24 protein-coding genes are annotated in these 19,747 nt (G+C 35.4%); 7 read left to right on the forward strand and 17 right to left on the reverse strand.

The window, feature by feature from the left end; all coding sequences use genetic code 11:
* Positions 1-140: 140 nt before the first annotated feature.
* The gene (locus ACVWXS_RS04810; protein WP_374966405.1) at positions 141-542 is read right to left on the reverse strand and encodes a DUF2750 domain-containing protein; all 402 of its coding nucleotides are present in this window, start codon (positions 540-542) and stop codon (positions 141-143) included.
* A gap of 551 nt (positions 543-1,093) precedes the next feature.
* Positions 1,094-1,675 (reverse strand): TetR/AcrR family transcriptional regulator, encoded by a 582-nt coding sequence (locus ACVWXS_RS04815; RefSeq protein WP_456956513.1) that lies wholly within the window; start codon positions 1,673-1,675, stop codon positions 1,094-1,096.
* 309 nt (positions 1,676-1,984) lie between these two features.
* Between ACVWXS_RS04815 and ACVWXS_RS04820 the strand changes: the two genes are divergently transcribed.
* The 3 genes from ACVWXS_RS04820 to ACVWXS_RS04830 are packed head-to-tail and all read left to right on the forward strand — an operon-like array spanning position 1,985 to position 5,213.
* Complete coding sequence (locus tag ACVWXS_RS04820; RefSeq protein WP_456956581.1) at positions 1,985-3,145, forward strand: MFS transporter; 1,161 nt, start codon at positions 1,985-1,987, stop codon at positions 3,143-3,145.
* A 22-nt stretch (positions 3,146-3,167) separates the two neighbouring features.
* The gene (locus ACVWXS_RS04825; protein ID WP_456956515.1) at positions 3,168-4,241 is read left to right on the forward strand and encodes an LLM class flavin-dependent oxidoreductase; all 1,074 of its coding nucleotides are present in this window, start codon (positions 3,168-3,170) and stop codon (positions 4,239-4,241) included.
* A gap of 30 nt (positions 4,242-4,271) precedes the next feature.
* Positions 4,272-5,213: an alpha/beta hydrolase gene (locus tag ACVWXS_RS04830; protein WP_456956517.1), complete on the forward strand. Its 942-nt coding sequence runs from the start codon at positions 4,272-4,274 to the stop codon at positions 5,211-5,213.
* Between the two features lie 243 nt (positions 5,214-5,456).
* Here the strand turns inward: ACVWXS_RS04830 and ACVWXS_RS04835 are convergent, their stop codons facing one another.
* The 10 genes from ACVWXS_RS04835 to ACVWXS_RS04880 all read right to left on the reverse strand — a co-directional run bounded on the left by ACVWXS_RS04835 (position 5,457) and on the right by ACVWXS_RS04880 (position 12,520).
* Positions 5,457-5,516 carry a hypothetical protein gene (locus ACVWXS_RS04835; protein ID WP_456956583.1) on the reverse strand — a complete coding sequence of 20 codons (60 nt, stop codon included), beginning with the start codon at positions 5,514-5,516 and terminating at the stop codon, positions 5,457-5,459.
* 170 nt (positions 5,517-5,686) lie between these two features.
* Positions 5,687-6,244: an Imm26 family immunity protein gene (locus ACVWXS_RS04840; RefSeq protein ID WP_456956519.1), complete on the reverse strand. Its 558-nt coding sequence runs from the start codon at positions 6,242-6,244 to the stop codon at positions 5,687-5,689.
* A 296-nt stretch (positions 6,245-6,540) separates the two neighbouring features.
* Entirely contained in the window at positions 6,541-7,071 is a 531-nt protein-coding gene (locus ACVWXS_RS04845) for a hypothetical protein (protein WP_456956521.1), read from the reverse strand.
* A 111-nt stretch (positions 7,072-7,182) separates the two neighbouring features.
* Positions 7,183-7,812 carry a hypothetical protein gene (locus tag ACVWXS_RS04850; RefSeq protein ID WP_456956523.1) on the reverse strand — a complete coding sequence of 210 codons (630 nt, stop codon included), beginning with the start codon at positions 7,810-7,812 and terminating at the stop codon, positions 7,183-7,185.
* A gap of 325 nt (positions 7,813-8,137) precedes the next feature.
* Positions 8,138-8,677 (reverse strand): SMI1/KNR4 family protein, encoded by a 540-nt coding sequence (locus ACVWXS_RS04855; RefSeq protein WP_456956525.1) that lies wholly within the window; start codon positions 8,675-8,677, stop codon positions 8,138-8,140.
* A gap of 67 nt (positions 8,678-8,744) precedes the next feature.
* A complete protein-coding gene (locus ACVWXS_RS04860) occupies positions 8,745-9,347 on the reverse strand; it encodes a hypothetical protein (RefSeq protein WP_456956527.1) in 603 nt (200 codons plus the stop codon).
* A gap of 294 nt (positions 9,348-9,641) precedes the next feature.
* Positions 9,642-10,262 carry a hypothetical protein gene (locus ACVWXS_RS04865; RefSeq protein ID WP_456956529.1) on the reverse strand — a complete coding sequence of 207 codons (621 nt, stop codon included), beginning with the start codon at positions 10,260-10,262 and terminating at the stop codon, positions 9,642-9,644.
* Between the two features lie 322 nt (positions 10,263-10,584).
* Positions 10,585-10,959 carry a DUF4240 domain-containing protein gene (locus ACVWXS_RS04870; RefSeq protein WP_456956531.1) on the reverse strand — a complete coding sequence of 125 codons (375 nt, stop codon included), beginning with the start codon at positions 10,957-10,959 and terminating at the stop codon, positions 10,585-10,587.
* Positions 10,960-11,013: 54 nt separating this feature from the next.
* Positions 11,014-11,946: a hypothetical protein gene (locus ACVWXS_RS04875; protein WP_456956533.1), complete on the reverse strand. Its 933-nt coding sequence runs from the start codon at positions 11,944-11,946 to the stop codon at positions 11,014-11,016.
* A 202-nt stretch (positions 11,947-12,148) separates the two neighbouring features.
* Positions 12,149-12,520: a hypothetical protein gene (locus tag ACVWXS_RS04880; RefSeq protein WP_456956535.1), complete on the reverse strand. Its 372-nt coding sequence runs from the start codon at positions 12,518-12,520 to the stop codon at positions 12,149-12,151.
* A 311-nt stretch (positions 12,521-12,831) separates the two neighbouring features.
* On the opposite strand from ACVWXS_RS04880, the gene ACVWXS_RS04885 reads away from it, so the two are divergent.
* The 3 genes from ACVWXS_RS04885 (at position 12,832) to ACVWXS_RS04895 (ending at position 15,578) form a co-directional block, all read left to right on the forward strand.
* Positions 12,832-13,695: a YwqG family protein gene (locus ACVWXS_RS04885; RefSeq protein ID WP_456956536.1), complete on the forward strand. Its 864-nt coding sequence runs from the start codon at positions 12,832-12,834 to the stop codon at positions 13,693-13,695.
* A gap of 87 nt (positions 13,696-13,782) precedes the next feature.
* Complete coding sequence (locus ACVWXS_RS04890) at positions 13,783-15,018, forward strand: DUF6138 family protein (RefSeq protein ID WP_456956537.1); 1,236 nt, start codon at positions 13,783-13,785, stop codon at positions 15,016-15,018.
* Between the two features lie 11 nt (positions 15,019-15,029).
* A complete protein-coding gene (locus tag ACVWXS_RS04895; RefSeq protein ID WP_456956539.1) occupies positions 15,030-15,578 on the forward strand; it encodes a hypothetical protein in 549 nt (182 codons plus the stop codon).
* Positions 15,579-15,961: 383 nt separating this feature from the next.
* Here ACVWXS_RS04895 and ACVWXS_RS04900 read toward each other — a convergent pair whose 3' ends face one another.
* Positions 15,962-16,129: a hypothetical protein gene (locus ACVWXS_RS04900; protein ID WP_456956541.1), complete on the reverse strand. Its 168-nt coding sequence runs from the start codon at positions 16,127-16,129 to the stop codon at positions 15,962-15,964.
* A 508-nt stretch (positions 16,130-16,637) separates the two neighbouring features.
* Here ACVWXS_RS04900 and ACVWXS_RS04905 point away from each other — a divergent pair.
* Positions 16,638-17,114 carry a GNAT family N-acetyltransferase gene (locus tag ACVWXS_RS04905; RefSeq protein WP_456956543.1) on the forward strand — a complete coding sequence of 159 codons (477 nt, stop codon included), beginning with the start codon at positions 16,638-16,640 and terminating at the stop codon, positions 17,112-17,114.
* A 568-nt stretch (positions 17,115-17,682) separates the two neighbouring features.
* Here the strand turns inward: ACVWXS_RS04905 and ACVWXS_RS04910 are convergent.
* From ACVWXS_RS04910 to ACVWXS_RS04925, 4 genes are all read right to left on the reverse strand, one after another.
* A complete protein-coding gene (locus ACVWXS_RS04910) occupies positions 17,683-18,093 on the reverse strand; it encodes a DUF6508 domain-containing protein (RefSeq protein WP_456956545.1) in 411 nt (136 codons plus the stop codon).
* 306 nt (positions 18,094-18,399) lie between these two features.
* Positions 18,400-18,798 (reverse strand): VOC family protein, encoded by a 399-nt coding sequence (locus ACVWXS_RS04915; protein WP_456956547.1) that lies wholly within the window; start codon positions 18,796-18,798, stop codon positions 18,400-18,402.
* A gap of 228 nt (positions 18,799-19,026) precedes the next feature.
* Positions 19,027-19,374, reverse strand: a complete 348-nt coding sequence (locus ACVWXS_RS04920) for an aconitate hydratase (protein WP_368635077.1) — start codon at positions 19,372-19,374, stop codon at positions 19,027-19,029.
* Positions 19,367-19,705: a YolD-like family protein gene (locus tag ACVWXS_RS04925; RefSeq protein ID WP_456956549.1), complete on the reverse strand. Its 339-nt coding sequence runs from the start codon at positions 19,703-19,705 to the stop codon at positions 19,367-19,369. The genes ACVWXS_RS04920 and ACVWXS_RS04925 overlap by 8 nt, the downstream gene beginning before the upstream one ends.
* Positions 19,706-19,747 lie beyond the last annotated feature (42 nt).

A 19,747-nucleotide genomic window follows, 5' to 3' on the forward strand; every position in this document is an offset into this window, starting at 1 on the left:
ATCCTGTGGTGTTATGTCAACACTATCAGTAAGTTAGTCATTTTCTTGATTGAAAGCTTGTCAAAAAATTTTCAAGCCTGCGAGTTATTCTATGTGGATTTTATTAAAAAGTTTTGATATCCATATTTTCACTTCATATTCTATTCTAATTGAGAACATTCATATAATAAATTATTCTTAAAGTCATCAGCAGATACTCTTACAACTTCTGGATTCTCCGGAACTTTGAATACAACTACTTGCGTTCCTTCTTCTGATAGATTAGGTAATATTTCTTCTATGAGTGTATGTAAATCTATTTTTTGTGTTTTACAGTTTTCCCATTCATCTCCTACACATTTCATAGCATACTCTTTAAATGGCCAAATAGGCATAGACAGATTTCCCTCTTTATCTGAAGTTGTAACAAACCCTTCATTTAGTTTCAAAGACCATGCCTCTTCCCAGTCTGCAATACGTTTTACAGAGTAAATATATCTATCCCTAGCTGATTTTTTTATCATGGCTTTAAACTCTGGACTCGATTCAAATCCCTTACCCATAGTAAACTCCTCATTTCTATTTTTATTAAACAAGGGGCTTTGTTACCTGCGCCTTTGTTATTTTCTCTTCTTTTTTCGTCAAGTGATGATTCTCTCAATTTCTTATCAAGTTCATTGTACTGTAAAGTTACTATCCAATTGCTCTAAGCGAGAAGCAATGATTGGAGACACATTCCCCCTTTTCATTACGAGCTACACATCAATTTTTGCACTTACCTAAGCTACTCTTGATCTGTGAACTACTGCCTAATCATCATAACTATTCACAATCTAATGAAACAGGTATACTCGGGACTCCTGTTTAATCATTAGTTAAATTATCAAATTATTATGATATTAGTTTATTTTAAGGATAACATACGAGAAAATCACTTACCAAAAAAGAAAATAAATTCCATCAAAAAAAAGGAAACTGGGACATAAATAGTTTCGAGAAGAAGTAAAAAAAGTGAAATCGCGTCGTCGATTTCACTTTTTTGAAAGATGGACAAGACTTTACCATCTTGTCGCATATTTTAGTTGATTTTTATTCATTTAATAGTTTACAAAATTTACTTAAGTAATGTGAGAGTTGTTGCGATTGCATTGTCAACAAATGATTTTTGTGGTTGAGATTTCATCATGACCGTTAATCCAATTAACGCCACAATTAGAGCCTGTGCTAAATACTTTGCATCCGTGTCTTTCTCTAACTCACCCGATTGGATTCCACGTTCAATTGTCTCCTGAAAAATGACAGCTAGATAAAGTTGATGTTCTCTCGTTAAGATTTCAAATCTCCCATCATGCGGAGCTAGTTCAACCATTGTATTAATGCAAAAACAGCCGTTACTAAGATCTTTCGTATATTCAGCAGCAATCACTTCTTCAAAAAAAATAGCAAATGCCTGTTTTACAGAGGTATGATTTTGAAGTCTAGCACGTATATCAGCTGCACGAGATGTCGTATATCTACGAAGTGCTGCTTCGAATAGTTCCTTTTTATCACCAAAGGTTGAATAAATACTCGGACGTTGAATCCCCATTCTAGCAGTGAGATCACTTAAAGAAGTAGCTTCATATCCCTTCTCCCAAAATAACTGCATGGCAGCCTCTAATACTTTTTCCTCATCAAATTCACGGGTTCTTGCCATAAAAAATCCACCTCCATTATTTAAGGGTTAGTGAGTTGGTGACTATAAAATTTTAAATACCAAACAGTATGTAAACATTGTATAATCAGCTGCTTTTATTGTCAATTTTCGTTGTATTAGGTAAATGAAGAGTAAAATAATTTCAAATAAATCCTTGACATTATAAACAACCCTAAGATATATTTACCAATAATTATACTGTACCGAACGGTATGTTATAATTAAAAACCAATGATGAAAGGAGGATACGGTGTGGACAATGATCCGAAGCAAGAAGTTGGTGCATCTGTGGTGAATCTACAGCCTTCTATGTCTAGAGCTGTAACTTTATTATTCGCAACAGCCTGTGGAATGTCTGTCGCTAATATTTATTTCTCACAGCCGTTGCTTGATCAATTGTCTAATGAGTTTAATATTGATCACTCGATAATTGGTGTTGTAATTACCATCACGCAGATTTTTTATGGATTGGGTTTATTACTTCTAGTGCCTCTTGGAGATTTACTTAACCAACGACGCTTGATTATCGGACAGATGCTATTATCCACAACGGCTTTGGTTATAGTGGGTACTGCTTCTTTTAGCGTGGTGCTTTTTACAGGTATGGCCTTAGTAGGTCTACTTGCAGTTGTGACGCAGACACTTGTAGCATTTGCAGCAACTATGGCTTCCCCTACAGAGCGCGGACGTGTCGTTGGGATCGTCACAAGTGGGATTGTCATTGGCATTCTGCTCGCTCGAACCTTCGCTGGTCTATTAACAGACCTTACAGGGTGGCGTTCCGTCTATCTAGTCTCTGCCGCCCTTATGCTTGTAATGGTTTGTATGTTTCTAAAGGTGTTACCAAAGGTGGAGCGTGAAGTAAAATCACTCCCCTATCATCAGCTAATAAAATCCGTATTCACTCTGTTTGTGCAAGAAAGAACATTACGCATCCGCTCAATTCTAGCCATGCTAATTTTCGCTGATTTCAGTATTTTGTGGACTTCACTTGTTCTTCCACTTAGTGCACCACCATTAGCTCTTTCACATAGTGTCATTGGCGCATTTGGTCTTGTTGGAGTAGCTGGTGCGTTAGCTGCAACACAGGCAGGGAAACTGGCCGATCGAGGTTACGGACAAAGAACAACAGGTATTGCCTTAGTTCTATTACTGATTTCATGGTTGTTTATCAACTATCTAGAACAGTCGTTATTGGCATTAATTGTAGGTATTGTGTTGCTTGATTTGGCCGTGCAGGCAGTACATGTCACTAATCAGACGATGATTCTTCCATTACGTACAGAGGCACGGAGTCGACTTACTGCCGGATATATGATGTTTTATTCCATCGGCGGTGCTTGTGGCTCAATTGCTTCTACACAGATGTATGCACACTTTGGTTGGGGAGGGGTTTGTTTCCTCGGAGCTTTAATCAGTGCAATTGCTCTTATTTTTTGGGCTATGACTAAACGGTTAACAAAAAATTAAATTTGATTAGGAGAGATAAAGAATGGAAATAGGAATTACCTCTTTTGTAGAAACAAAACCAGATGTTCATAGTGGTGAAGTGGTTAGTCATGCACAACGTTTACGTGAAGTGGTAGAAGAAATCATACTTGCAGATCAAGTGGGGCTGGATGTGTTTGGTGTTGGCGAGCACCATCGAGAAGATTATGCTGCATCCTCTCCAGCAATGGTGCTATCTGCTGCAGCTCCACAAACAAAAAAGATTCGACTTACAAGTGCTGTAACAGTTCTATCTTCAGCTGATCCAGTACGTGTCTTTCAGGATTTTTCCACATTAGATGGACTATCAAATGGGCGTGCTGAGATTATGGCAGGTCGTGGTTCCTTTATCGAATCCTTCCCCTTGTTTGGCTACAATTTAAATGATTACGATGAACTATTTGAGGAACATTTGGACTTACTCCTCAAAATTCGCGAATCAGAAAAAGTAGTATGGGAAGGTAGACATCGACCAGCAATCAATAATTTAGGTGTGTATCCAAGACCCGTTCAAAACTCCTTACCAATATGGGTTGGTAGTGGAGGAAATCAACAATCTGCCATCCGTGCAGGACTTTTAGGATTACCACTTTTGCTAGCAATCATTGGTGGCAGTCCAATGCAGTTTGCACCAATCGTACAGCTCTATAAAAAGGCAGCTGCTCAAGCAGGACATGATCTATCAAAACTTCAGGTGGGATCTCATTCAATAGGTTTTGTTGGCCCGAATACTGAATGGGCAGCAGATACATTTTTCCCATCAACAAAGGCAGGCATGAATAAATTGGGCAAAGAACGGGGTTGGCGATATTATGATCGCTCTAGCTACGATGCTGCACGAAGTTTTGAAGGGGCGTTATATGTAGGTGATCCAGATACTGTTGCTGAAAAAATCATCCATCTTCGTAAACATGTAGGGATTACACGTTTTATGCTGTACGTACCATTAAGTACAATGCCACATGATCAAGTCATGCAAGCTATAGAATTGCTCGGAACAAAAGTTGCTCCTCGTGTACGTGAGGAAGTTGCCAAATGGGAGGCGGAAATGGCACTAGAAGGACTTCCATTTCTTTAAGATATCATTATTTAAACAGGAGGAATTTATATGACGATCAACAACCGAGTCTTGCCAGAATTAAGACAGGTTTACTCCCAATTTCCAGGTTTTCGGTTGGAGAAAGATTTAGCGTGGAGTCGAAGTCTCTTGTCCAACCCACCTTCGGAGAAATCAGAACTTGTACACACATCAAATCGTATGATTCCTAGAGGTGATGGAGACGAGATGTTGGTTAAAATTTATGAACCAGTTGAACGAAATATTGATCAACTTCCAGCTATGCTTTGGATTCATGGCGGTGGTTTCATTATGGGACACCCTGATATGGATGATATTTTATGTGAACGCTTTGTTCAGACTGCTAATTGCGTGGTCGTTTCGGTTGATTATCGACTGGCTCCTGAGCATCCCTACCCGGCAGCTATAGAAGATTGTTATGCAGGGTTAGTATGGATGACAACCGAGGCACCATTACTTGGCATCGATGTCAACCGGGTGGCGATTGCAGGTGCAAGTAGTGGCGGAGGGCTAACAGCAGCTCTAGCATTAATGGCTCGCGATAAAGGAGGACCCTCAATTATCTTCCAGATGCCACTGTATCCAATGCTTGATAATCGAAATGAAGCACCTTCCAGCTACGAGATTACTGAGGATCATGCAACATGGAATAGAACTAATAATTTAACCGCTTGGCGTATGTACTTAGGTGAGGAAAAGGACACCCATGAGCTATCTCCGTATGCGGTCCCTTCAAGAGCAGATAACTTAGCAGGATTACCTCCAGCTTATACATGTATCGGTCAACTCGATTTATTCCGAGATGAAACCATTGACTACGTGACACGTCTTGCCCAAGCAGGAGTAGATGTTGAATTCCAACTCTACCCTGGTAGCTTCCATTGCTTTGAAGTCTTTGTGCCAGATGCGGAAGTAAGTCAACGAGCTAGTCAGAATTATTTAGATGCCATGGCACACGCTCTTCATTCTTAATATCGGATAACCCGAAACTTCAAATGAAGCCCTCTTCCTTACTGACTGATTTGAAAAAGTCGGACTGTAATTAACTAGTTCAACTTTATTGGCAACTTCACAGAGGAAATCCTTATATACTAATCTAAAAACCAGGTACTCAGCTTTTCATGAGTGCCTGGTTCTTTTGTTTAAATGATTGTAGCCTTTTTTACAAAAATGAATCTTATTAGTTTGAAACTTGTGTCTTCTTAAACATTGAAATCAAAGCCACACCACTAATGACACAATACCTAAGAAGAACAATAAAAATCCAATTGAAATTAAGAAGAAAGGTTTTTCTTAAAGCCATCTGTAGCTACATTACTTTTAATGATAGACTTTAAAATTTATATTATCACAAGTCAAAAGGTTATTTTCCTGCACAAATTTCCATCTTAATAAACTCCTTAAAAAGTACAGAATAATCAAATGATGGCTCATCAAGCTGTTTTTTACTTTTTCCCTTCACCGTTAATCAACAACTGATTGATCACTTGTCTATATTTTTTAATTTCTTCCTTAACCTGTATGTCTCCCCATTGACTTCTAAGTAAAAACACTTCATTCTCTCTACCTTTAATTTTAAAATGTAAGCCTACTGATTGAATTCGATGTTCATCGCCATTAACTATAGAGTATTTTATATCTCCGCAATCATTATCAAAAACACCCATTAGTTTCGTATCTGTACCCTTTTCAGCAGCCATCCCCCAATAGCGCAAATGATCAACATTTTCAGGTATGAAATGATCTTCATGACCAATTACCTTCCAAATTCCTTCTCTCTTTCTTTTACCGAATAATCCCCAAGTATCTATAGGAACTGGCTCAAAAAGCCTTTTGGTGGTGATATTTGTATCAAAAATATTTTCTTCTGAGAAATAATCAAAAATTTCAACGATATGTCCTACACTTATTTGAGAAATACAGCGTCCAAATGCGTACTCACGATTATCTTGTTTTACACTAAAAATATCTCCCACTTGAAACTTACTTTTAGGCGTTTTCATCGCTTGCACTCCTTTTTAAGCCTTATTTTGTAGGATTTTTAAATTGATAAACACAAATTTAATACAGTTCATCTATACTATATAAATATTTTAATAGAGAATTAGTTCGCTATCATTTTGATAAAACTCTTTTTGTAGCTCATTGATAGCTATAGTCATTTCATCTAACTTTTCCTGATTTTCTTGTATTGTATAAGTGTTCTACTCAATAAAACAAACTACTTTAACAATATATTATTTAAGTTTATCCACTAAAATTTTTAAAAAAGGATCTTCGTATATATTCATATTCATAATCACGTAGTAGCCCTAAAAATATTCCTATCTGAAAACGAAAATTCCCTATTATTATGTGAAAGTTCCACAGATAATTTTAACTGTGCATTAATTTCATTCAAACAAATGGGAGTATTAAAACCATCTTCATCAAGAATATCCGTGCCATCATCTTGAAGGATAATATCAATAATATTTAATGGAATTAAATAAATTGCTTGTCCTCCATTACTAACTTGGCCATTTTTTAAATCTCTACTAATTACATCAGCGCCATTAATAAATTCTTTTACAGCACACTCTGAAACATCAAAATCGTCTAAATCCTCATATTCCATATCTCCAAATTTCCCCATTGAATCTAAAGGGCTATTTTTAAGATTTAGATTCTTGTTTTCACCATCATTTATCTGCCATAGAAACTTATAACAATCTTCAATGATTTTATATTTACTATAATTTTTTTCAATTTTGTCAAATGCAAAAGTTAGGCACCACAGTTTCCAGAATAGAGCGTTTTCATCTTTTATCCCCAATGTTTGATTATCCATTGTATTTTTAAATTCATTAAATATCACTGTAAACACTTCCTTTCATACAATAATCGGATTACTTTTAGTTTCTATGGAAGTATTTCCCCACCATCTTAATGTCTAAATCATTTAAGAGAACTGCCAATATCCAACAACAGGATCTGTAACATTTTCATTCTTAATTTGTGCATATATGTATAGGGCACCATATGAAAATGGATAGTTCCCTTGGATAAAATCATCTTCTTCTGGATACCCTTGTTCATCAATTTGAAATAAAAACTCAAACGAATCGGCTACTAACTCTTTAGTATAAAAGTTTTTATTTTGGATGTGTTCTGGAGTTCCTCCGAATTTTACCAAAAAAATTTGATTTTCACTTGTATCGTTATTTATTACTCCACAATTACCAATTGCATACTTCTTCATATTTGAATTAGTGAACACATCTGTGCTACTTTCATTAGATACAGGGTGCTCAACTAGTAGAATTGCACAATTAGGATACTTGTTATTTTCTAAGTATTCATCATAATCTCTAGGAAAAAAAATTGTAAACATCATAGTTGGATTTAGTGGATTTACTAATGATAAGTAAAAGTAATATTTAGACCCGTATTTGCTTTGAAAATCTTCCTGATCATCAAAGTACGTTGGGGCATTCCCTCCAATCCAGCTAGTATCACCGTCATTGAATTTTCTTCCCATAAAAACAAGCGCTTTTGACCTATCACTTAGTAAATAATTCAAATTTTCCATCTATTTATTCGAAACCATATTTTCACTAACTGGCTTCTTCTCCCTTTCTAAGCATTACAAGGATTAAGACCATGTTTTTTACCACTAATTGCGATATTTGTTGAGAAGTTTAGTAAAAAATTTCAGCTTTCTCCCCATGCTCATTTTTTAATTGCCTCACTATTTCTTCAAATGTATAGATCTTTGCATCTTACGTAGTTCTCTCAACAAGTTGAAACTTTACGTCTGAGTCGGAATTATAACCAGTAGGAATCGTGGGATAGGTAGCCATTCCTACCAGCTCAATCAGATAGTAGAAGAATATCGCCGAACAACCATATAAGCATTAATCCTTTAAACCAACAAACGTAATTTTGCTATCTTTATCAGGAAAATCCTTTGGAAATATAGGGCAAACAATACTCCCACTTAATACATCATAGAGAAATCCAGTCATAGAACCTTTATATTCAAAATAATCACCTGATCCACCATCTACCAAAATAGCCCAGTCACCTTGATTAGTATCCACAATCCAATTTAATGTATCTCCATTTTCAGTTCGTCCCCAAGGCAGTATTCCTCCATTTGTTGAGAATACTTCATATGGAAAGTCCACCGGGAAACTCACTTTTAAAGTTAGATATGCATCTTTATACAAATTTTGTTGAATAAAAAAATTCATATTTTCATTTTCTGTAACTGGAGAGTATATCATTATAAAGTTTCCAATAATACCTGAACCATATAAAGCGATCAACTCTTTATAATCAGAAGGTAATACTACACCTAATTTATTTTCAACTTCACTCCATTTCGAAGAGTTATCTGAAGAAATTGCTAAATTAGGTACCGGTAGAATGGTTTTTAATTTTTCAAAAGACATCGTTTCCTCCTAACATTTCGTGATACTGCTAATTTCATCTGCTAAACTGATACCCTCTGTAGCCTTTTTACAAGTTTTTTATTATTTTTAACTTCTCTATTACATCAACATAACGATTATGTGTAGTTATATCCAGTTTTGAAGAATTAATATATTTTGCCAAAATGTTAGTAATGATTTCTATTTTCTCAATAGGAATTTCACTAATTTTCTTTTCAATTTCAAATAAAAAATTGTCCATGGAATATCTTTTCGGTGGAATCTTTGCAGTCGAAATAATATAATCCCATTTTCCTTCATATCTATCAAATTGAGGCATGGATATTATTCGTGATGCGACTACGAACTTTATCTCCTTACTACTGGACTTGAAATGTTTAAACAAAAAATCGTAGATCTCTTGGGTATTAACATTATATCTTTGAGAAATTCTCGTTATCGACCTTAAAAACCAAACTAAAATTTTTTCATCGGACTCATATTTGTATGCTATTTCTATTAATTTTTCAACAACGAACGTATTGGAAAAGAAGGTAATTGTCTCTACTCCCATCTCCACACATGTTTCTCTATTAATTTTTTTTATTAGCGGGAGAACTTCGGTTGGTGAAGTCACTTCTAATTCATCAAGTAGTTTTAAAAATTCTTTGCCGTATTCTAACCTGGACATTTAATATCCTCCTTTCCATCTATATGAACTGTTTTCCCTTTTTCATCCCTGCCTTCCCCTAGCGTTTGTGAATTATATGAATATTAATATCCAGAGTTTACTGATCTAGTTTCTATTCTTACCTATGCATGTAGAGTCGGATTTCCACCAGTAAGTCCAATTTGGATATATTCCAACACTTTTGCTCCGAAGCTATTAATACTCTGCGAACGCTTTAATATCTCAAAACTTCTAGCGACTTAAAAAAACATATGTAAAAGTAGTTCGTGTGAACGTATTCTTCATCTCTTCACATTAAGAATATTGCCAATAACTTTTTATGGGATTCTCAATCGAATCTTCTAAAATCTGTGCATATAAATATATAGCACCGAACGCAAAGGGATAACTTTTTCTTGGCTTTATCAGAGTGTCTGGATACCCTTCCTCATCGACCTGGAATATGAAACTAAACCCATCATCATGCAATTCCTTATAATAATAGTCTTCTTGCTGAATATGCTTTGGAGTTCCCAAAAATTTGATAAGAAAACTTTCTTTCAATGCATTTTTATCGCTTACAATATTAGCTTCCGAAATAAAATGCTTCACTAAATCAGGGTTGGTAAAAGTATCAAATTTACTTTCTTCTGTTTTAGGGTGTTTAATTGTTACTAATGAACAATTTGGATACTTATTTTTAGAAATACGTTCTTCAAAATTATTAGGAGCAAAAATGGAAATCATTTCGTTTTTATCAAAAGGATTAACTATAGACAAATAAAAATGCAACTCAGTTTCTTTATTTACTTTGGCTTCCAATTCATCAAAATAAGTTGGTGCATTCCCTCCAATCCATCCATTGCTGCTATCATTTTCACTCGCTTGAAAAATCATACACTCTTTTCGTTCTTTAAGGATTTTTAAATCTCCCATTATAATCCCCCTCGTATATTTTTCGCATTACATGGTACAAGCCCATGCTTTTTCCTTTTTTCCATGCTCGATAGCTGTAGTCCTAAGTTCCATCGAACAAGTACCGTTTTATCCTCCCATTTTGCTTATGCACTTAGGGGAAACGTATCGTACAATTCCATTTCTAACAAAAACTTATGTACCATTAGTATTTAAAGTTGAACTAGAGACAAAAGAGTAGCAATAAAAATCCAATTTTAAGGAATTTTACGCTACTCTTTGATAAGGTAATTATTACAAATATATCCACCAAATGCTACTATTTTGTTTACAAAGCCACCATCTAATAAATACCTGTAGTTTCACCATACTTGTCAAAATATACCTTATCTGCAACATGGGCAATACTTTCATTTGTCCTATCTTCTACGGAATAAGGGATTCTTTCAGGGTGTTTTAGAATTTCAGCATAGTAGGCTTTACCTTGACTCACAACCCAATTGCTAATATCCTCAATGCCGTCTTCCGAACTCTCAGTAAAGTTTGTGAACGGCTCGTATCTTAATTCAACTGCAGCCTCAACAAAAAGATCTTGAAACCTATATATATCATTTTTATCCATTCCTGTTAGTATTTCTTGGAGCTTGTTCTCATCCTGATCTGACTCATTTACTATATCCCAAAACCAATCGCTTATTCGTCCAATTCGTTCAGCCATCCATCTTAAACCACCTTTTAAATCTTTTTCTTCAATTTTTATTAGTTGAGAAGTTTAGTAAAAAAGATCAGCATTCTCCCCATGCTCATTTTTTAATTGCTCCGCTATTTCTTCAAATGTATAGATCTTTGCATCTTCCATAGTTCTCTCAACAAGTTGAAACTTTACGTCTAGGTCTGAACTATAACCAGTAGGAATCGTGGGATAGGTAGCCATTGGCGTCGAAAATAACTCATGTTTAATTATAGGGACATCTAATCCTAGCTTTTGTCTCACTTTAAACAGATTAATTAATTCCATAGGAACAAGACCAAAATATAGAAACTCCTCATTTTTCCATTTAGTTCCCGAAACACCAATTCCATTTAAATGATACTCACATAAGCTATTCCAATACTCATCCTCAATTTCATTGAATTGAGTATCCCACTCAGCTACAATTCGCTCATAGATCCCTAATCCATCACCGTATTGCATGACCTTATCTTTTACAGGATTCGCTATCCCTAATTTCTCAATTAAGAAGTGTGTCAAATATGTACTTGGGTATACCTTTTGCTTAATGTATTCCTTGTTATTCTTATACTCATCTCTTTTTAAATCATCAACAATTTTTGTTAATAGTAGTTCTATTAAATCTATTCTTTCCACATATAGCGCATAATTTAATAATGATGCAACTGGATCAATAAAAGGAAAACTACCACCTGTATATTCGTATGCCCAGAATAGTGCAGTCCGTTCAAAGAATTTCCAGCATTCATCATTACCTTGAAAAAGAAGATTTTTAGCTGCAATATGATTACAATTTGGTGTACCACCTAAAACAATATAGAGATCATTGAGATTTTTTTTTCTTCGTTTTGTAAAAAAAGAATACCTATGCAAAAAATCTTCATTTGTTTCCTCTTGGTTAATATCATCGTTATATTTGTACCTTCTTAAAGCCTTTTGAATAAGTTTATGATTGTATTGTTTTACTTGCACTTAATCTTCCCCTCCTCTTATCCACATTTATTCTGATCACTTACATATACATACCAATGATTATTTCTTTTCTGCAACAATACGCTGCGGCTTTCTTTAGTTACGTTAAATCTTTATTTGAATCTACTACTTGTTATAGAGCAAATTTAGGTTTACCTATGTAAATAAACTATTTCAAAGGTAATTTGACAAAGCTAGGCATTTATTTTCTTGAAGGCGCGCTACATACGAGATATTTATTACTATTCCAAAGACCGCATTTTGTTATTAATGTTTCATTATCTCTTTTAAATATCAGCCCTGCTCCTTCTTGAGAATCGAATATCCATCCTTGTTTCTCTATTTCTTCTATAAATCTCTTTTGTCCATCACCTTGTTCGAAAAAAGTAAGATACCAATCATATTCCTCTGTTTCTCCAACTATTTCGATTTTTTTATTAGATTTTTCAAGTTTATCCATTGCATCTGAAGAGTTTATCTCATTTGTAGGAAATTCAAGTTGCTGGTGTCTAATTATTAAAAATAGTACCAAAACAACAATTAATATCCCTAAAATAGTTATAATTCTTTTCAAATAAAAACCTCCGTTAAACTGAATGCATGTTATGTTATTTATATCATATAAAGGTAGGAATTGTAATATTTGAATAATCGGTTTATCATCAACGTTCCATCGCTTCCAATCTATTAGCCATTAAATATTTGTTATTTTCATTCCATCCTTCCATCTCAAGTTGACATAAATCATCTTTATATACTCAAAATGCGCCACCTTTATTCTCTAGCTATTGATTCAACAATATTCCCATAATTCAAAATACAAATTTTACAAAACAAGAACGTATGTGCTATATTGATATTAGACAAAAATGAGGGGGAATACACATGGAAAAGCTACGTGCTGCATTGCATGCTTTCGAGCTTGGAGAGGTGGCAGAGCAAATTTTGCAGTTCGCAAAAAATTCAATTCGTGCTACGACAACACCAACAGCAGATGACGCCATTCAAATCGGACATTCTAAAATTGGCGGTGCTCCCGATGTACCGACAGATTTTGTATGGCCCTATACAAATAATAATCAACCGTTATACTTTCTATGTCAGCTCAATTTAATGGAAGTAAAGCCCTATGATTCATACAATTTATTACCAGACGAGGGGCTGTTATCCTTTTTCTATGATGCTGCTGGACAGCCTTGGGGCTATGATCCAAATAATGGCGATGGCTTTCACGTTTTCCATTTCACACAAACGCCTGACCGTTTACAACGAATGCAGCAACCCGCAGCATTAGATGAGCATATTAATAGCGCGGCGTTACACTTTAGAAATGAATGGACACTACCCTCAGGGGAGTCTCCCTATGCTGAAAATTTAGAAGACCTTTTAACAGAGGAACAACAGGATGCCTACAATGATTTTTTATATGATTGGGTCGATGAAGAGTCAATGGAACAAACGACACATCGCATAGATGGTCATCCTGATACGATTCAAGGGGATATGTATTTACAATGCCAGCTTGTCACAAATGGTTTATATTGTGGGGATTCAACAGCCTACAATCATCCGTTACGCAGGGAGCTTGAACCACACGTAAAGGATTGGCATCTCCTATTACAGCTTGATTCGGAAGATGACCTCGGCTATATGTGGGGCGATAGCGGGAAATTATACTTCTGGATTCGCAAGGAAGACTGCAAAAATAAAAAATTCGATAAAGCATGGACTGTTTTGCAGTGCTATTGACTAGTTGTATGTAATGATTTTCAGTGGCTTTAATCGTGATGTTACATCAGGCATTAACTCATTTAATTTACAGAGGGAGGCAATACCATGAAAGTTGAACATTTCACCAAAAATGAAACAGTATGGCTACAACTTGAGCAAGAGCTACTTTCTAAACAATATAAAATTGAAACAGACGTCTATACTTCTGAAATCATCACCCCTTCTTTTTCACTAAACGACATCACGCTGCATGAAGTACTTTGCCACTATCAGCAGCTCGCATTGTTAGATGCATTTCGTCAAGAGCTTGGCTTTGAGACACAGCGCTACTGCCTTTCTAATTTCACTAACAAGCACCAATCATTAGCCTACCTACCATTGTTAAGCTACTATGCAATAAATCTAAGAAAGTATGGTGCAAGTTTTGAATATTTAACAGTTAAAGAATTGTTAGCAACCATTAAAGAATTAGATACAGAAACTTACAACTCATTAATCACAATTGGCTCTGGCACTTTGCCAGTACATAAACAACAAATGGAATCCGATCTAATTTTTTGCCAAGCAAATGATGTGCTGGCAAAGATTACGATTCAAATTAAAGAGGAAAGCGAAGAGGCTTATCGCCAAGTATTAGCCTACTTGAATGCTTTATTAGAAGAAGATTTCCCTAAAAGCTATAGCATTCATTATGAAGGTAAGAGTAACTTAGTGCTACCAATCGAGCATTTACCTGTGACATCATCACATCACTTCTTCGCTAAAGCTGTCAGCTACCCTAGCCTACATGCCGCACTAGCCGAGTATAGCTATAAGGCGATGGCACAATATCATTTTTATCAAGATGTCGATGAGGAACAGGCTGCGATGCCAAGTACATTCGCCGTTTTTGGTCTTGGTTTATACGATAAAACCTATAGCAAGCTCGTTATCGACTATATGTATGAATGCGATGGTGACCATTCACCAATGCCTGAATACTTTGCGAAAGCCTATGTTGAAACATTTGGGCTAACACCGGAAACATTACCCGTCTTTGTATGTACGGTACAATCTGTACAAGAAGTTCCGTATGATGCTTTCTTTGAACAAGCTATGAGCACAGATGATAACTTACTATGGTTCGAAAAATTTATGACGACACCACTTATAGAGCTTTGTCCATATATTCCTCTCGAACAAAACGAAGAAATTGAGGAATTTAAAGATCTGGCTGTAGCGCAGCTTTTATATACATGCTTTGGCATCATCCATTTGAATGACTTTACAAGCTCAGCATTCATGCGCATCCCAGAACCATATCGCACACGCTTTGAGGCGATTATAAAAGAACTTATATAAGGAGTATTTTCATGCAAATTGCCTATCAAGAAATGCTAACTTTACCTTGGCATTGTTTAACAACTGCATACGGAAGAGGTACAAAAATTCCAGAATTAATAAAGATGGAGCAATATGATAAGCTTGCACAATTAATTGAACATCAAGGCACGCTATGGCAGGTTACACCATGGGTTATTCAACAGCTTTTACACACATTGCCGAATCGATCTGTAGAAAGTGTAAAGAAGGAAGAAATACAGTTATATATTGCAGTTGCTTCTGCTTTTACTTGGGAGGAGCTGACATCTATCCCTGTGCAGCATATGGATGAATTGCTACAGGAAAAATGGCTTTGTTCAGTAGTTGAAGAGGAAGATGAGGAAGAATGGGAAGAGAATGAACCACGCGGCTATGGAGAATGTGCTTTTATTAGCTACTATGTTTACAGTGAATATCAAATGCGTTCAGCGATACCCTTATTCCAAAATATCGCAAATATGCGAAAAGATTTAGCTCCGAGTTTGATAGAGCTACTTGAGCTATTGGCGAACCGCCAAAAGCTATGGGAAACTATTTAACATTAAAAAGAGCGTACCTTTATGATACGCACAACAAATGGCCAGTTATCTGAATTTTTTTCGGATAGCTGGCTATTTTGCATATATGCTGACACAATCACTATAAAATATTGCTACACCTATTCGACAGTCAAATGTGGAATGCTATTCGCCATTTTTTGCACTGTTGGCACATCGGCAAGGTTGTTCGCGTAACGTATTTGGATTCTGTGGCAACTCATACGCCACACCTGTTAACCTCCGCTCTAATGATTTCTTTTGTACAATAATTTCCATTAATGCACCTCTATTGAAGGTTTCTAAATGAAAGGATTTAGTGTTACATGACAAGTGTTAATGCATTAGTTGACTACGAGCTTAAGCTTACTGGTTTTTAATATATTTTAGCCATCCACCTCTACAGAAAAAAAGCTTTCCATTACACCCACAAATTCAATGTAGGTAAAGCGTCCGCCCACTTCATCCACCTTTAAAATAGGTAAATGTAGCCTCTTCATTACATCCTCTATCGTTGCCTCTGGATAAACATATGATAGTAGTATTTTAGCCATTTTTTATCATGCGTCTTTTTTATTGATCATTTTTGAATGGAAAGAACTTCAGGAACAAAGATTCATTTAAGTTCGTTTAAGTAAAAAAGGAGGAAATGTATGGGAATCAATTTAAATTTGTGGTCATTCTTCATGTCTTTATGCTGCATTTTTTTATTCTTCATAGCAAGTTTTTCTGCCACTTTTATAAACCTTTTTGTCTCCTATCTTCATTTCCATCCATTGAGTGTTGTTTTACTATTAACAATCCTATGTTTTTTCTTAACTCTCATTGGAATGAAAGATGTTAACAATATAACGTCTATGATTAGAAGCTTTATTTCAATCGTTCTCACATTGCTTCTAGCTAGCATCATATCCTTTATATTATTTTTTGGAAGCTTGTTTAGTTAGCAGCACTATGTGAAGATCGGCATTGCCTTTATACGAATTTGGTTAGGATTCATTTTATGTACCTTGACGAACATTTGTTCTATTGTTAAAATGATTACAAAGGAGGCAATTTTTTATGCAAAAAACTAACACCATTGAATTAGTACATTTCTCAGAAGACTTTGTGGATGTTTTGAATGACTTTGAACTTCCGGAAGAACAATGTCAATTTACCGCCCTTCCAAAAGAGATTTCGATTGAAATGGTTGGACAGTATCCAATTGTTATTTTGAGCGATAATGTACCTGTAGGATTTTTTGTCCTGCACGCAACAGAAAGAGTAAAAGAGTATTCTAACAATCCAAATGCTATGCTGCTAACGGCATTATCTATTGATCATAAACAGCAAGGAAATGGGTATGCCAAAAAAGGGATGCTGGCATTATCTGAATTTATTAAGAGAGTATTTAAAGAATGTAATGAAGTGGTTTTAGTGGTCAACCATAAAAATATTCCCGCTCAAAATTTATATTTAAAAGTTGGCTTTGTCGATAACGGGGAAAGAAGAATGGGACCTATTGGCGAGCAAATTGTTATGAACCTAAACTTCTAATAGATTTTCAAAAATCACTCGTCATGACATGAGTGATTTTTTTCTGTTTACCCCTTACTGACGGGCATCAGGATATAAGGAATTTGAACCTACACATATGATTGTCATTGCGGATATACTGTTTTGATAATCAGCTATTTTAAAGAAGAAAATGTCAATGATATGTGTAAGTATTACATACTCTTTTGGATGTTCTAATTGAATTATTCCACTTCATATCAAATCTTTAAGTTCTTTCTAATAGTTTACATAATATTTTTATTCTATCATCCCTCTATTTGGCAGGTTCTCGTGGTAACTCTCTTGCTCCCACTCCGTAAGAAGTTTAATCTGAATCGGTAACATCGCTGTCCCCCACCGTCATAAGCAGCTATAACCTTCTACTAACCTGCACCATAAGTTCAATATGTTCCACAAACTAAAAAACGAATTCCAATAATAGGAATTCGTTCTATATCTATTTTTATACTAACTCCAACAATGGCTATGTAGGAAGTTCCTATAAGAAGCACGCAATTTATCATACGATAGGACTTTCATTTTGTTTATATCCAAAGTCAATCCTTCTTTACTCAATACTGTTTAATCTTTCAAGCCACTTCAATATGCAGCCACTCTTAAAGAAATCTAATAATGCACCCTCGCAAAAGCGCTCAGCTCTAACAGCACCCATAATAAGCGCAAGCACACACTGTGCATTCAAATTTGAAACGTCCGCATTCTTCATAGAATCCGTATCCCATTCAAGGTCGTTATCTTTGAGAATATCTCCATAGCGGGTAAGCTCCATATTTTTATTATTTTCTTCAAAGGTGTAAACATCGTTGATGAAGTTATGCACCATTTCGGAATAGCCCACAAAAGGCGTATGTATCGGATGCTCTGGCGTTCCATCGTTTTCTTTATCAATAATCCATTCACCTATGCTCGCTGTCTGGATCATAGGTATATATTTCGCCAAAATATTGAATTTACTCATCATCGTCCTCCTCAGTATCGTCCATGCCAAATAACATCTTGAACAACACTCCATTAGATTCCAGTTTGAAATTGAGAGTCTTTTTTAGTTTTTAGCGTTTTCTACTATTCCGCAATAGAGGTTGCTTTTTTATTTGCAACCTCTATTCTTTGAGTGGATTCTATTAGTTCCATTTCTAGTAAATTCTCCAATATATAACCTTCTTCTTTTTAGTCTTAAAAAGGTTTTGGAAAATATCGCAAAATACCTTGCAAATGCCAAATCTAAAGAAACCGTCTTGACGTAAAGCACCCGTTAATACAATACTTAAACTCCCTCTTTTCTCATAATAGCTTTTATCCGTGCTTGTTCTTCAGTCTTATCTAAGTATTCAAAAAAACCAAGACGATTTCCCCAAGGGTCAGTAAATGTTCCCCATTTAGCTGAAACTTCTGGTCTTGAGTAAATTTCAAAGTTATCAATGTTAAGTTCTTTTATTAGTCTTTCTCTTTCCGCTTCGATATTTGTAACCCCTAAACGTAAAGGACCATTTCCTTCAGTAAAATTACCCTCTGCTACTTGTAACCAACAACCAGGTATGAGTTCCCACTCTACAAAACCATCGTGTGGTATGAAATCAGGTTTTTTGTTTAACAGTGTTTCATACCATTTATGCCCTTCTTCGACATTAGATACTCGTACTTGAGTAGTCATTTCAAAAATCATTTTACCCCCTCCAGATTATGGTATATATATTTTTCAATACAGTTGATTAAAAACCCTTTATTAAACGTAATTTTGGATTATAACTTTTTTCTTTGGTTCGTCAACTTTAACTGTATCAGTAAATGTGATAAGAAGGTTTTAAAAATGGTGCGTATTTAGTTGGACATCAGACCAGTTTTGTATATCCCCTATTCCCATAGGGTCGTTTTCTGCGATTTCAAACTATCTCTACACACATTTGTTTAAACGGCTATGAATGAGCTCCTCTACCTGTGCTTTTAGTGCTTGATTAGCATAACGTAGCACCTCATCCTCACCGGCTGTTTTGATGATTACATCGCTGAAATATTCATCAATTTTAACCCATTTTACAACGGCAATATTTTTCTTAACTAAGGCTCGTTTTTTGTTGTAGAAATCATTTCTTATATCTTTTAATAAACCTTCTACAATCTGGATGTAGATTTTGGACATTTTTAACTTTTCAAGCGACGAATAGTCTTGTTGTAATGACCTGATTGCCATATCTAATTTTATAAACTCATACAAAATACTGCGATCCTCACCATTAATCATCAACGTCCACCATCTTTGCGTCTTTGATTTTATCAAATGCAATACGCTTGATAGCTACATCCGTCTCTAGTAGCAATTCCTTTTTGAATATATCAGTTCCTGTAACTAGCCCTGTCTCGTCGTGCAAATTATGGTTGTTCCATAGCGTTAATGTAATCGGTTTTTGCATTTTAAAAGCACGTTGTATGGTCTGTTCTATTTCTTCTAACTCCCACTCAGTTAATTCTCGCTTTTTATCGTAAAATTGCTCTTGCTTCCACTCTTTAATGAGGCCAAGATGCTCAGGAAGCATCATCGCCGTCCATTTCATTGATCCACGGTCACGTATCATCTAAACACTCCTCGAATTCTTAATCGTTCTCCTATCTCTTCT

The organism is Lysinibacillus sp. TE18511, assembly GCF_054062295.1.

Excerpts from the sequence above, each read along its gene's own strand:
- ACVWXS_RS04810 (WP_374966405.1), bottom strand. The coding sequence starts at position 542 with ATGGGTAAGGGATTTGAATCGAGTCCAGAGTTTAAAGCCATGATAAAA.
- ACVWXS_RS04815 (WP_456956513.1), bottom strand. The coding sequence starts at position 1,675 with ATGGCAAGAACCCGTGAATTTGATGAGGAAAAAGTATTAGAGGCTGCC.
- ACVWXS_RS04820 (WP_456956581.1), top strand. The coding sequence starts at position 1,985 with ATGTCTAGAGCTGTAACTTTATTATTCGCAACAGCCTGTGGAATGTCT.
- ACVWXS_RS04825 (WP_456956515.1), top strand. The coding sequence starts at position 3,168 with ATGGAAATAGGAATTACCTCTTTTGTAGAAACAAAACCAGATGTTCAT.
- ACVWXS_RS04830 (WP_456956517.1), top strand. The coding sequence starts at position 4,272 with ATGACGATCAACAACCGAGTCTTGCCAGAATTAAGACAGGTTTACTCC.
- ACVWXS_RS04840 (WP_456956519.1), bottom strand. The coding sequence starts at position 6,244 with ATGAAAACGCCTAAAAGTAAGTTTCAAGTGGGAGATATTTTTAGTGTA.
- ACVWXS_RS04845 (WP_456956521.1), bottom strand. The coding sequence starts at position 7,071 with ATGGATAATCAAACATTGGGGATAAAAGATGAAAACGCTCTATTCTGG.
- ACVWXS_RS04850 (WP_456956523.1), bottom strand. The coding sequence starts at position 7,812 with ATGGAAAATTTGAATTATTTACTAAGTGATAGGTCAAAAGCGCTTGTT.
- ACVWXS_RS04855 (WP_456956525.1), bottom strand. The coding sequence starts at position 8,677 with ATGTCTTTTGAAAAATTAAAAACCATTCTACCGGTACCTAATTTAGCA.
- ACVWXS_RS04860 (WP_456956527.1), bottom strand. The coding sequence starts at position 9,347 with ATGTCCAGGTTAGAATACGGCAAAGAATTTTTAAAACTACTTGATGAA.
- ACVWXS_RS04865 (WP_456956529.1), bottom strand. The coding sequence starts at position 10,262 with ATGGGAGATTTAAAAATCCTTAAAGAACGAAAAGAGTGTATGATTTTT.
- ACVWXS_RS04870 (WP_456956531.1), bottom strand. The coding sequence starts at position 10,959 with ATGGCTGAACGAATTGGACGAATAAGCGATTGGTTTTGGGATATAGTA.
- ACVWXS_RS04885 (WP_456956536.1), top strand. The coding sequence starts at position 12,832 with ATGGAAAAGCTACGTGCTGCATTGCATGCTTTCGAGCTTGGAGAGGTG.
- ACVWXS_RS04890 (WP_456956537.1), top strand. The coding sequence starts at position 13,783 with ATGAAAGTTGAACATTTCACCAAAAATGAAACAGTATGGCTACAACTT.
- ACVWXS_RS04895 (WP_456956539.1), top strand. The coding sequence starts at position 15,030 with ATGCAAATTGCCTATCAAGAAATGCTAACTTTACCTTGGCATTGTTTA.
- ACVWXS_RS04900 (WP_456956541.1), bottom strand. The coding sequence starts at position 16,129 with ATGGCTAAAATACTACTATCATATGTTTATCCAGAGGCAACGATAGAG.
- ACVWXS_RS04905 (WP_456956543.1), top strand. The coding sequence starts at position 16,638 with ATGCAAAAAACTAACACCATTGAATTAGTACATTTCTCAGAAGACTTT.
- ACVWXS_RS04910 (WP_456956545.1), bottom strand. The coding sequence starts at position 18,093 with ATGAGTAAATTCAATATTTTGGCGAAATATATACCTATGATCCAGACA.
- ACVWXS_RS04915 (WP_456956547.1), bottom strand. The coding sequence starts at position 18,798 with ATGATTTTTGAAATGACTACTCAAGTACGAGTATCTAATGTCGAAGAA.
- ACVWXS_RS04920 (WP_368635077.1), bottom strand. The coding sequence starts at position 19,374 with ATGATTAATGGTGAGGATCGCAGTATTTTGTATGAGTTTATAAAATTA.
- ACVWXS_RS04925 (WP_456956549.1), bottom strand. The coding sequence starts at position 19,705 with ATGATACGTGACCGTGGATCAATGAAATGGACGGCGATGATGCTTCCT.